We start from the raw sequence: 12,440 nt of genomic DNA, 5'->3' as shown, positions 1-12,440 counted from the left end.
ATTCATATATCAAACGCCACTTCCTTAAAGCCAAAATACTGTATTTCCCCCTCAACTTCTATCATCAATTGGCCACTATCGGCAATATCAATAATCTTACCTGAAAATTGAGTGTCATCCTTACTGAATTTATGCATTTCTCCAAACCGATACAAGTGCTGCAGATATAGTTTTTTCTGATGCGCGGCATGGCGGTTCTTTAGTTGCAGATAATATTTTTCAAGACAAACGCAGAGTTCTTCTATTAGTTTTTCCAGATCAAATTCATCATGTTGGGTAGCCAGGCGTAAAGAGGTTATTTTAGGATTGCTAAAACTTAACTGGTTGATATTCACGCCTATACCAACAATGGCGTTACTTAAACGACTACCTGAAATAGTATTTTCTATGAGTATCCCAACAAGCTTTTTATTGCCTATATACATATCATTCGGCCATTTGATGCGTAAATTTTCTGCAACATATTTACTCAAAAATTCGTATACACCTAAAGAGATAGCAATATTCAGACTAAACTGTGAAGTAGCACTTAAAAAATCAGGTTTTAATATGACAGACATCGTGATGTTTTGTCCGGGTAGCGTCTCCCAGTTATTTCCTCGCTGTCCTCGTCCGGCAGTTTGGTCAGAAGTTATGACAAGAGTACCGTCAAAAGTTGGCCCATTTTGAATTTTTTCTGCGGCCACATCGTTAGTAGAATGACAACTTGGCAGATAAATGAGATTTTTACCAAGAAATAGCGTTTTGGGCTGAAAATTGTGCAATTTTTTATTAATTTAGCGTTTTGACTAAAAAATATAATTATATTATAGTAAATAACGCTTATATTTAGCTAGTAAACAATACCATATTCTGAACTATGCCGTAAATCTAACCACTTGGTGGCATCAGGCAAGGCATAATTCGTGCAAAATTATAAGATGATAAAAAAGAAAAAAGAACTTACAGGTGAAGAGTTAAGCCGCTTGGTAGTGCATGGCATGTTAGAAAAAAAGGCGGCAAATATAGTGGTGATGGATTTGAGAAATGTAAAAAATGCAATTACTGATTTTTTTGTAATCTGTTCGGGAAATACCGATACACAAATTGATGCGATTGCTACTTCAATTGACGAAGAAATATTCAAAGCTTCAGGAAAACACCCTTGGCATCAGGAGGGAAAACAAAACAAAGAATGGATTTTGTTAGACTATGTTGATGTGGTTGCTCACGTTTTCAGAAAAGACCGTCGTAAATTCTACGATTTAGAATCGTTATGGGGCGACGCTGAACTGACTGAGATTGCTGAAAGTATGGAACCAGAACCCCTTAAACAAATACTAATAGATTGATGTTTTAACATTGTGAACCTTTACAGTTTGAGCAATTTATGTAAAGGTTTTCTGTATTAATAATAATTGCGTTAAACTTTGAAAAAATAAAAAACATGGCAGAAAACAGTAACGACTCTCCAAGAAAAAAACCACAGAATAGTGGTGGAGGAGGTTTGCAGGGGTGGATTGTAGCGGCTATTATTATTGGTATTGTAGGCTTTTTACTTTATTCAAGGCAGGCAACCCTTGCCACTATCAAGTATAAAGACCTTGAGCAAATGATTTTGCAAAAAGATGTCCAAAGTGTAGCTGTTGTTGAAGGAAATAAGACCGTTGAAATCACCCTTACTCGTGAAGCACTCCAAAAACCTGAATATAGAAAAGAATTAGGTAATAATCGTTTTACAATCGGAGGCCCACACCTGAAATTAGATGTAGTATCGGTAGAGTCTTTTATGAGAGATTATACCGAGTTTTTGAAGTCTCAGCAGATTGACCCGAATTACCGAAACACACTTTACCCGGAAAGTATTGAGCGTCAGGATATTATGACGATGGTATGGCAACTATTGCCTTTCATTGTAGTACTTGGTTTGATGTATTTCTTAATGAGCCGTATGGCAGGTGGCGGAGGCCCGGGCGGTGCTATCTTCAATATCGGTAAATCAAGAGCAGCCTTATTTGATGCTGATAGCAAAGTAAAAATCACTTTTACTGATGTGGCAGGCCTCGAAGAAGCGAAGGAAGAATTACAAGAGATTGTTGATTTCTTGAAAACGCCTAAAAAATATACCGAGCTGGGGGGTAAAATCCCAAAAGGTGCTTTGTTAGTAGGCCCTCCCGGTACAGGTAAAACCCTTTTGGCAAAAGCCGTAGCCGGTGAAGCCAGCGTACCTTTCTTCTCATTGTCAGGTTCCGATTTCGTTGAGATGTTCGTAGGGGTAGGGGCAGCACGTGTGCGTGACCTATTTAAACAAGCTAAAGAAAAAGCGCCTTGTATTATCTTTATCGATGAGATTGATGCCGTTGGTCGTTCACGTGGACGTGGTGCAATGCCAGGTGCTAATGACGAACGCGAGAACACATTGAACTCATTACTAGTAGAGATGGATGGTTTTGGTTCTGACGCAGGTATTATCATTCTTGCAGCAACTAACCGCCCAGATGTATTAGATTCAGCCTTGATGCGTCCAGGCCGTTTCGACCGCCAGATTAGTGTTGATACACCAGATTTAATTGGTCGTGAAGCTATCTTTAAGGTTCACATGAGACCATTAAAGCTTTCTGACTCTATAGATATTAAGAAACTAGCTGCACAGACTCCAGGTTTTGCAGGGGCAGAAATTGCGAATGTTTGTAACGAAGCTGCTCTTTTAGCCGCCAGACGTGGTAAAAGTGCAATTGACATGACAGACTTCCATGATGCAATTGACCGTGAGATTGGTGGTTTAGAGAAGAAAAACAAATTGATTTCGCCGGAAGAGAAAGAAATCGTTGCTTATCACGAAGCAGGTCACGCCGTAGCAGGTTGGTTCCTGGAGCATGCTAACCCATTGGTAAAAGTAAGTATCGTACCTCGCGGTATTGCCGCTTTAGGTTATGCGCAATATTTGCCAAAAGAGCAATACTTGTACCGTACAGAACAACTCTTCGACGAAATGTGTATGACTCTTGGTGGTCGTGCTGCCGAGGATGTAGTATTTGGTAAAATCTCAACAGGTGCCCTAAGCGACCTTGAAAGAGTGACCAAAAGTGCTTATGGTATGACAACCGTATATGGTATGAACGACCGCATCGGTAATGTGTCTTTCTACGATTCTAAAGGACAAGGAGAGTATTCATTCACGAAACCTTATTCGGAAGAAACTGCAAAGATTATCGATGAAGAGGTGAAGAAATTGATTGAATCGGCTTATTCTCGTACCAGAGATCTTTTGATTGAAAAACGTGAAGAGTTAGAGAAAATCGCTCAGGAATTGTTGAAAAAAGAAATCATTTATCAATCTGACCTAGTAGAATTGATTGGTAAAAGGCCTTTTGAAAAACTAACCAACTATCAGGAGTTTATGGATAGTGACAGCGATAATCATATCAAAGAAAAAGAAGAGAAAGAAAAGAAGAGCGGTAAAAGTGAAAAGAAAGTAGAAGAAAACGTGTAATTACCGTATTGAAATAATAAAGAGTCTCTCTCTGTGAAAATGGAGGGAGATTTTTTTATGCCTGCATTTTTATATTATTAAGACCTTAAATATTGATTAGGAATATTTGGCAGGTTATAGTCAATGCCATAGGCAGACTTCAATAAAAATGATACAGTTTCAGCTATAGTGGTTTCGCTTCTATTCATTTGAGGAAGAAGACCTATCATAGTATAACTAATCGGATTAACAGCTGGAATAAACGTCTCCCAGGGATAACCTTTACCCCAAATCAAGCCTCTTACGGCAATGCTTAAATCTGCTGAATGAGATAAGAGAAAATGCAACATTTCCTGTGACTGATTTTGTAACTGGTTTACTGTATGAAAAACTGGAGTTTGCCCACCAAAACCATTTTCATCAATACCTGCTTTAGCATTTATATCTGCACCTTTGCGCAAAAGAACTGTTGCACAATTGACATGATTGAACTCTGCACAAATGTGCATAAGAGAAACTTTATCCAAAGGAGTAAAAGCACTTCGAAGAGTATAAGATTGATGAACTGCCTCCGGAATCTCATTCAGAAAATGTTCCAGAGCATGAGCGTCATCTAGTAGTACCGCCAATAGTACTTTATCTTCAAAAAACAGCCCATAATCCACAAAAGCTTTTACACATTCTTTAAAACTAGGGCCTCTCAGATATTCACTGGTAAGCTCATAAATAAGTGGCTCATTTCTGAATGAATCATTCGGGTTAACACCGTTTTCAAAGCAATCTTTTATGTCTTCAACAGAATGTTCTTCAATAGCCCCAACTAATTTCTCAAGGTAGTTCATGGATTCAAAAGATTTTCAGTGAAATGAATGAAAAATCTATGAATCGCTATATTGCCAGATTTATACCTGACAGTATAGCAATCTATCATCAATTTAAAAAAGAGACACGAGAAATAAAAGATTTTACAAGATTATATTATCATTTAATAAACCCAATCGATAAGACTAACGAACGGGTCGAAACCTGAAGGTTTTTGGAAGCATCGTTATTGTAGCTGATATTATAATTGATAGGGTTAGTTATTTCAAAGCGACCCTCGATAAAGAAATGATTGAACTCAAAACCTATCCCGGCACTTAAACCTACCGAGGGATGTTTAAACAGTTCTTTTTTAAAATCTATTACGCTTCCTTGCTCATCCTTTACTTTATACGTCTTCACCGCTGTAAGAAGCTCGTCATTAAAATTGATGGGAAATTCAATCATTGGGCCAGCAAAAATACGCCCTTGTCTGAAACGTATACCAAGCAGCACAGGTACGTCAATTACTGAGTAAGTGGCATTCACCCGTTTGTACAATTTGCCATCACTTTGCAGGATATCAAATCGGCCTCCTTTTCTATTGTAAAGTACCTCGGGCTGTAAATAAAAAGAACCGCGGGTCGTTCGGATAAAGAACCCACCAAGGTAGCCCATTACCATTTCACTGTTGGTTAATAGATTATCATTAACCGTACTGCCGTTGACCAATACAGGTGTGCCACTTGAAGTAACTCTGGTAACGGCTATCTCTTTAATAGAAAAACTATTTAAATTAACCCCACCTCTGATACCCCACTGAAATCCCAGATTGTCGCGTCTATATTCTTCCATAGACCTGTCAGTTGTATCTCGCTGTGGCTTTTTACGTTTTTTTTGTGGTTTTTCGTCGTTAATCACAAAAGGCGTAACCATTACCGAGTCTTTAGGGACTACTACTGTGTCTTTGGGTACTTGTGCGATTAGTGAAGTAGATATCAAACTCAAGAGTATTAATAATCTTAATTTCATAAATGGTTAATGAGTAGTGAGAATAAAAATTTAAAGGTTTAAAACGAAACAATTTACGCAAAAATCAAGCCATAAGGCAGTCCTAAGACGGGCTTATTTACCGCCAATAATGGCTACCGTAAAACGCACCACACATACCAGTTTTTGGTCTTCATTGGTAATTTTTATATCCCATATATGGGTAGTTCTGCCCAGGTGCAAAGGTATCGCTTTGGCATACACCCAATGGCCGCTACTAACAGAACGAATATGATTGGCATTAATTTCAAGACCTACAGCTTGTTGTTTGGTTGGGTCGTCTAAAGTCAGAAATGAAGCAATACTACCTAATGTTTCTGCCAGTGCTACTGATGCCCCACCATGTAAAATACCAAATGGCTGGGTAGTCCGTTCGTTAACAGGCATTCTGGCAGTTATATAATCTTCTCCGATTTCTACAAATTCAATTCCGAGGTGATCGCTCATCGAATTCGTGCCTAATGTTTTCAATTTTTCAAAATCAAGATGCTTTTTGAACATAGTGGTATGTTTGATTTACGTTGGTGTCTCCTTAAAAAATCCTGAAAAAGTGCAATATTTTACCTGGAATTTTCGTAAATTTGGAGACTTTTTATTATTGAAATTTAAAACTAAGTTTTGTTTTAGAAAATTCAATATTTTATTTGATTAATCTAAAAATTACCCAAATTGTCAACGAAAACGATTTATCTGATTCGCCACGGGGAGACTGAATATAACCGCATGGGGATAGTACAAGGAAGTGGCGTAGATTCTGACCTTAACGAATTAGGACTTTCACAGGCACGTGCTTTTTTTGAAGCTTACCAACATCTTCCTTTTCATAAAATCTATACTTCAAAACTCCGTCGCACCGTTCAAAGCGTGCAGCACTTTATTGATTCAGGTATATCATACGAAAGCTTTGAGGGCCTGAACGAGATATGTTGGGGCGAGAAAGAGGGCAAAGCGCCCAATTATCAGGAAGATGAGTTTTATCTGGATGTATTGCAGCGTTGGAGAAAAGGCGAAACCAATATTCCGGCAGCTAAAGGTGGTGAAACACCCGAAGAAGTAGCAGCCAGACAAAAAATCGCTTTCGAAGCAATATTATCCCGTCCGGAGGAAGAATTAGTATTGGTAGCTATGCACGGCCGTGCTATCAGAATTTTGTTGACTCATTTACTGAATCTTCCGCTTTCATCGATGGACGACTTTGAGCATACCAATCTTTGTTTATATAAACTTACTTATTCTTACGAAACAAAAGCATTTACTTTAGAAGTAAGAAATGATATATCTCACCTGATGGTTTTAGCTGAATAGACATATCTCCGTTTATAGAAGCATATCTCCATTGATGTAGAAAAAACGCACTTAGCCGCTTTTTACGTTATTTTTATGATATTTGAAAAGCTATTCAGTTTTAAAATAGAAACGATTCTTTTAAAACAGAGCCATATTTCTAATGAATAAAAATAAATTATATTGGTTTTTTCAGATAGTAGGGTGGTCATTGTACAATATTAACGAGATATTGCAGTATAGCTTGCAATATGGCTACGACAACTCTATGGTATTTAATGCCCTGGCTAATATTGTTCTTTCCATATTTGTTACTCATCTCTTTCGTATTGTTGTAAAAAAATTCAATTGGGTTAAATTTAATTTGCCGCAATTGGCGCTGAGAGTAGGCGTTGGGGTGTTTTTCATGACTATGATTCTGGTAACACTCAATCTGCCATTGGACGCTAAATATGTAGGAGAATTGCTAAATGAGAAACCCATTTTAGTCATAGAATACTTTATCAATCTTGCCAAACCTTTTTTGGTGTGGGCCTTGATTTATATGTTCTATAATTACTCTGAGGAAAAAAGGTTGCGAGAGATAGAGGAGCTTAAACTGAAATCATCCATCAAAGAAACAGAGGCGAAAGTATTAAGAGCCCAGATGAACCCCCACTTTATGTTCAATGCCCTTAATAGCATCAGAGCTTTAGTGCTCGAAGACCCCACAAGAGCCCAGCAAGGCATCACCCAATTATCTAATATATTAAGAAGTTCCCTTCTGGCGGATAGACGCAAGACTGTAGCCTTGAAAGAAGAACTACGTACGATAGAAGACTATCTGGCTCTGGAAAAAGTGCGTTATGAGGAGCGTCTGCAAATGAAATGGGATATTGCTCCCGAAACCCAGAATATTCAGGTGCCGCCTATGATGCTACAGACATTGGTAGAAAATGCTATCAAGCATGGAGTACAGAAAGCTATCAACTGGGGATTCGTAGAAATCAATACGAGTATAGCAGATCATAAGTTATATATTAAAATACGAAATACAGGACAATTGCAAGGTACTGAGTCGAAATCTGAATCAGGTGGATTTGGTTTGAAAAATACGGCTCAACGCTTAGATTTGCTTTATGGAAGTGATGCCTCATTTAAAATCTATCAGGAAGATAGCCTGACAGTTTGTGCCGAAATCATGATTCCATTAAGCAGTGCCGAGATTCGTACTGTGAGTTCAGATACCAAAAGTACTACGCCTGTTGTAACAGCCAGCTAATTTTATTCACCAATTAAATACTCATCGCACCGGCGACCCGGTCAAAATTTACGATGAAAGCACTTATTATAGATGATGAACGTTTAGCACGTAATGAATTGCGTCGTTTGTTAGAAAACTTTCCTAAGATTAATATAGTAGGAGAGGCCGCCAATGCAGAGGAAGCTCTCAACCAGATAGATGAATTACAGCCTGATTTGTTGTTTCTGGATATTCAGATGCCGGGTAAAAACGGTTTTGAATTGCTGGAAGCCATCGAGGGAAAAGTACCGGAAGTAATCTTTACAACTGCTTATGACGAATACGCACTTAAGGCTTTTGAATTTAATGCTCTTGACTACTTATTAAAACCGATAGATACACAACGTTTGGCAGAGGCGATTCAACGTGTAGAAGAAGAGCAATTGCATGAAATAGAACGTAAGGAAGGGGTTAAACTATTAGGCGAAAGCGATCAGGTATTTGTGAAAGACGGTGAAAAGTGCTGGTTCGTAAAACTAGGTAAAGTGCGCTTATTTGAATCGATGGGTAATTATGTTCGTCTGCATTTTGATGACCAGAAGCCTATGATTCTGAAATCATTAAATAGCCTGGAAGAACGCCTTGACCCTAAAATCTATTTCAGAGCTAACCGTAAGCATATCATTAATCTGGCCTGGATTGATAAAATAGAACCCTGGTTTTCAGGTGGTTTGTTGGTGACATTAAAACACGCCGAAAAAACATCAAACCCTGAAAAAATAGAAATTTCTCGTCGTCAAGCTATTAAATTTAAGGATTTAATGAGTTTGTAAAGAGAGAGTTTAAAATATCAGAAGTCGCCAATTTTATATTTTATTAAATTGGCGACTTCTTTGTTTAAATGTTAAGTTGATTTGTATTTTTTTTATAACGTACTTTCTAATTAGATAGAATTTTATACTGTTATTATTTTGTAATAAACATATAAAAAATAATTAAAATCTTAATTATGATTGGATTTTAAGAAGAATGACCGAATAATCTTTTAAATAAATGTAGCTACACAGATTATTTAATATTTCTGATGTTGTTCTTGTAGAATTTTAAATAATAGACTCAACTATTTTAATCAGGTTCGATTTTTGAAAGATGAATTTATTGCCGTAAAATTGCGTTATAATTTCATAAACGAATATATCGTTTAGAACAGTTTTTTACGTTAATTGTTTATTAAAGCAAAGCAGGTTTTTTAAGAATTTGATAATCAGAAGTTAACAAAAGTATTTTCTAAAATTTGTAGGAAATTCTTTGTTCAGAAGACTTATTCTTAAGAGATTTGTACAACACAATCTCCAATACTCCATAATGAGCGACGAAATAAAACACGAATGTGGCATTGCCCTTGTTCGTCTTCGTAAACCCCTCCAATACTATATTGATAAATACGGCACGCCCCTTTATGGCATTAAGCGGCTGTATGTTTTAATGGAAAAACAGTCAAACCGTGGTCAGGACGGGGCTGGTGTAGGTAATGTGAAACTAGACGTGCCACCGGGTAGCCGATATATCAGTCGCTATCGCTCGGTTGAGAATCGCCCGATTAACGATATTTTCAATAAGATCAATGAGAAGTATCGTGAGGTTATGCGAAACAATCCGGATAAGCTTAAAGATGCGAAATGGTTGCAGGAAAATGTGGCTTATTCAGGTGAAGTCTGGTTAGGACATCTTCGTTATGGTACGCATGGTAAAAATGAGATTGAAAACTGTCACCCGATGCTTCGTCAAAGTAACTGGCGCAGTAGAAATATGTTGATGGCCGGTAACTTCAATATGACCAATGCCGAAGAGCTTTTTAAGAAATTGGTAAAGTTGGGACAACACCCAAAAGATAAAGGTGATACAGTAACGGTAATGGAGAAAATCGGTCACTTCCTGGATGAAGAAAACCAAAGAGTATTCGACCGTTTCAAAGGCATTTACGAGAATCCGGCGCTTTCTGATATTATTGAAGATAATATGGATTTGCCAAGGGTATTATACAGAGCCTGTCGTGATTTTGATGGTGGCTATGCCATGGCAGGTATCACAGGTTTTGGCTCGTCGTTTGTCGTGAGAGACCCTGCCGGTATTCGTCCGGCTTATTATTGGGCTAATGACGAAGTAGTGGTTGTAGCGTCTGAAAAGCCGGCAATTAAAGCCGCTTTCAATGCGAACTATGAAGAGATAAAAGAGATTCAACCGGGCAATGCCCTGATTATTGATAAGCATGGCGAGTATAATGAGTTCCAGATAATGAAACCATTGGAGAAACGCTCATGTAGCTTCGAACGTATCTACTTCTCGCGTGGCTCAGATCCACAAATCTACGATGAGCGTAAACAATTAGGTCGTTTGCTGATTCCACAGATATTAGAGAAAATAGATTATGATTTAGAGAATACGGTCTTCTCTTATATTCCGAACACAGCCGAAATGGCTTTCTTTGGAATGGTGGAGGGACTGGAAGAGTATCTGGCCGACTGGCGACTGAAACGTATTACTGAAGGTAATCTGTCACAGGATGAAATCAAGCGGGTGCTTTCATTCCGACCAAGAATCGAGAAACTGGTATCTAAAGATGTTAAGTTACGTACTTTCATCACCAACGATGATGAGAGAGATGAGATGGTATCGCACGTGTACGAAATGACCTATGAGGTAATCAGAAAAGGAATTGATACTGTAGTAGTGATTGACGACTCGATTGTGCGTGGTACAACGTTAGAGAAGAGTATCCTGAAAATGCTCGACCGTCTTGGTCCTAAGAAAATCATCATTGTATCGTCAGCACCACAGATTCGTTATCCTGACTGCTATGGTATAGATATGTCGAAGATGAAAGAGTTTGTAGCTTTCAGAGCAATGCTTGATTTGTTGAAGCAAAATGGTATTGATTATATGAAGCAGGAAGTATACGCACAAAGCATGGGGGCCTTGCAGACCAATAATGCCTATGACGAGAACTTTGTAAAGCAACTATATAGCAAGTTTACCGACCAGGAGATTTCAGACAAAATCGCTGAAATTGTAACACCAGAAGGTATGAATGCGGAAGTGAATATGGTGTATCAGACCGTAGAAAACTTGCATAAGGCTTGTCCAAATCATGTAGGAGACTGGTATTTTACCGGAAACTACCCAACAAGAGGAGGAAATCGTGTGGTAAACCAAGCCTTTGTGAATTTTATGGAAGGCAAGTTGGTAAGAGCATATTAAGAATTGTCAAGTGTCGATTTCAGGCTGTTGAATATTTTTTCTTAATTCAACAACCTGAAATCGAAAATAAAAAATCAAAGGGTACAAATCAGCTATTCTGTTGATTTGTACCCTTTGATTTTTTATATGTTTAAAACTAAAATTTTGTAAATCACAAGAATCAGGCAGAAGCTTCACCTGCTTTCTTTTTTTTGTTTGGCAAGCTAAACACATTATTTGTCAGTTCTTTCATGCCAATCAAACGTAATACATCTCTTAAATCGACGGCCTCCTGAATGGGCAGAATCCCTTTTGGTTGCATAGCTATAGTTTTCATTCTAGTACTTTTTATAGTTTTCTGTTGATAAAATTTGTGATAACAAAGGTAACTTACAAAGCGAATATTCGCTACATATTTTACGCTATTTTTTACTTTTTTTTATCAAACGGTGATATATCAAAATCACACTTTATTAATGATTAGGAAAGTTCTATGCCATTTGAGAAAGGATATAAGTTCATTAGAAATTTTGAGACAATACAGATACTTTAAAAGCAAAATGGGGAAATTTTTCCATTTCATAATGACAAAGGGGCATTTTGTGGCATTGCCAAAAACAAAAAGCAACCACTCAAGGAGCAGTTGCTTTATTCATCACCTAACCACTAAAAAGTATTATGAATTATAATACCGTTAGTTTTTTTCCTTAGCTTCTATTGAGACGTGACCCAACAAGAAAAGTCTCTCAAGAACTATGAAAAAAAACAAGTTTATTTATTACGTTTTTCAACCTTCTTCTTGAAACCTCCAGATGCCCTCCTCCTTCAATTCTTAACTCTCCGGCATTATTCTGAATATCCACTCCTTTAACAAACATCATATTCACTATATGCGACTTATGAACTCTGAGAAAAGTATCTTCTCCCAAAAGTTTTTCGAAATTTTTTAGCGTTCGTGCTGCAATGTATTCTCTGTTTTCAGTATACACATAGGTATAATTGCACTCACCCTGTAAACGTACAATATTTTTCAGTGGAATTTTTATCCATCTATTTGAATAATGTACCTTGATTTGCTGATTGGTCGTTAGTTGACCGAAGGCGGTTTTTACTTTTTGCTGTATAAAATCAATGCTGTTCATGAGTTTTTAGTAGAGTTTCCTGACTCAAACATAATCGGTTAAAACAGATTATGCAACCCAACGAAAAGAGGAGATTTTATATAAAGTACTGAAAATGAATTGGTTATATTGTTAATAATAGGCTAAGTTCAGTAATTACCCCTAAGGATTTGCGTAAAACTACGCGGGCATGTCTGAGGCAATTCTGATAATAGAACAAGGAGTTCTTATGTAAAAGTATACCATATTCTAACAATATGCATATATTTGTAAA

General features: G+C 37.4%; 12 protein-coding genes. 6 read left to right on the top strand and 6 right to left on the bottom strand.

The annotated features are described in order from the left end of the window. Positions 1 to 2: 2 nt before the first annotated feature. Positions 3 to 764: a biotin--[acetyl-CoA-carboxylase] ligase gene (locus tag D0T08_RS01925; RefSeq protein WP_116980874.1), complete on the bottom strand. Its 762-nt coding sequence runs from the start codon at positions 762 to 764 to the stop codon at positions 3 to 5. Between the two features lie 156 nt (positions 765 to 920). Here D0T08_RS01925 and rsfS point away from each other — a divergent pair, with 156 nt between their 5' ends. Then, complete coding sequence (gene rsfS, locus D0T08_RS01920) at positions 921 to 1,331, top strand: ribosome silencing factor (protein ID WP_116980873.1); 411 nt, start codon at positions 921 to 923, stop codon at positions 1,329 to 1,331. A 95-nt stretch (positions 1,332 to 1,426) separates the two neighbouring features. Next, a complete protein-coding gene (ftsH, locus tag D0T08_RS01915; protein ID WP_116980872.1) occupies positions 1,427 to 3,472 on the top strand; it encodes an ATP-dependent zinc metalloprotease FtsH in 2,046 nt (681 codons plus the stop codon). A 77-nt stretch (positions 3,473 to 3,549) separates the two neighbouring features. Here the strand turns inward: ftsH and D0T08_RS01910 are convergent, their stop codons facing one another. The 3 genes from D0T08_RS01910 to D0T08_RS01900 form a co-directional block, all read right to left on the bottom strand. Then, a complete protein-coding gene (locus tag D0T08_RS01910) occupies positions 3,550 to 4,293 on the bottom strand; it encodes an ankyrin repeat domain-containing protein (protein ID WP_116980871.1) in 744 nt (247 codons plus the stop codon). A gap of 139 nt (positions 4,294 to 4,432) precedes the next feature. Then, positions 4,433 to 5,284, bottom strand: a complete 852-nt coding sequence (locus D0T08_RS01905; RefSeq protein WP_116980870.1) for a porin family protein — start codon at positions 5,282 to 5,284, stop codon at positions 4,433 to 4,435. Between the two features lie 93 nt (positions 5,285 to 5,377). Further along, on the bottom strand, positions 5,378 to 5,803 hold the full coding sequence (locus D0T08_RS01900; protein WP_116980869.1) for a PaaI family thioesterase: 426 nt from the start codon (positions 5,801 to 5,803) through the stop codon (positions 5,378 to 5,380). Positions 5,804 to 5,971: 168 nt separating this feature from the next. On the opposite strand from D0T08_RS01900, the gene D0T08_RS01895 reads away from it, so the two are divergent. The 4 genes from D0T08_RS01895 to D0T08_RS01880 all read left to right on the top strand — a co-directional run bounded on the left by D0T08_RS01895 (position 5,972) and on the right by D0T08_RS01880 (position 11,066). Then, positions 5,972 to 6,607: a histidine phosphatase family protein gene (locus tag D0T08_RS01895; protein ID WP_116980868.1), complete on the top strand. Its 636-nt coding sequence runs from the start codon at positions 5,972 to 5,974 to the stop codon at positions 6,605 to 6,607. A gap of 142 nt (positions 6,608 to 6,749) precedes the next feature. Then, positions 6,750 to 7,847, top strand: a complete 1,098-nt coding sequence (locus D0T08_RS01890; RefSeq protein ID WP_116980867.1) for a sensor histidine kinase — start codon at positions 6,750 to 6,752, stop codon at positions 7,845 to 7,847. A 53-nt stretch (positions 7,848 to 7,900) separates the two neighbouring features. Next, the gene (locus D0T08_RS01885; protein ID WP_116980866.1) at positions 7,901 to 8,641 is read left to right on the top strand and encodes a LytTR family DNA-binding domain-containing protein; all 741 of its coding nucleotides are present in this window, start codon (positions 7,901 to 7,903) and stop codon (positions 8,639 to 8,641) included. Between the two features lie 532 nt (positions 8,642 to 9,173). Next, on the top strand, positions 9,174 to 11,066 hold the full coding sequence (locus D0T08_RS01880; RefSeq protein WP_116980865.1) for an amidophosphoribosyltransferase: 1,893 nt from the start codon (positions 9,174 to 9,176) through the stop codon (positions 11,064 to 11,066). A gap of 160 nt (positions 11,067 to 11,226) precedes the next feature. Here D0T08_RS01880 and D0T08_RS27490 read toward each other — a convergent pair whose 3' ends face one another. Further along, positions 11,227 to 11,382 (bottom strand): hypothetical protein, encoded by a 156-nt coding sequence (locus tag D0T08_RS27490; protein WP_158561170.1) that lies wholly within the window; start codon positions 11,380 to 11,382, stop codon positions 11,227 to 11,229. 409 nt (positions 11,383 to 11,791) lie between these two features. After that, positions 11,792 to 12,187, bottom strand: a complete 396-nt coding sequence (locus D0T08_RS01875; RefSeq protein WP_116980864.1) for a LytTR family DNA-binding domain-containing protein — start codon at positions 12,185 to 12,187, stop codon at positions 11,792 to 11,794. Between the last annotated feature and the right edge of the window lie 253 nt (positions 12,188 to 12,440).

The organism is Emticicia sp. C21 (genome assembly GCF_003418935.1).
Lineage (GTDB): Bacteria > Bacteroidota > Bacteroidia > Cytophagales > Spirosomataceae > Emticicia.
The sequence above is the reverse complement of the archived record's forward strand: the minus strand, read 5'-3'. Positions and strand labels throughout refer to the sequence as shown.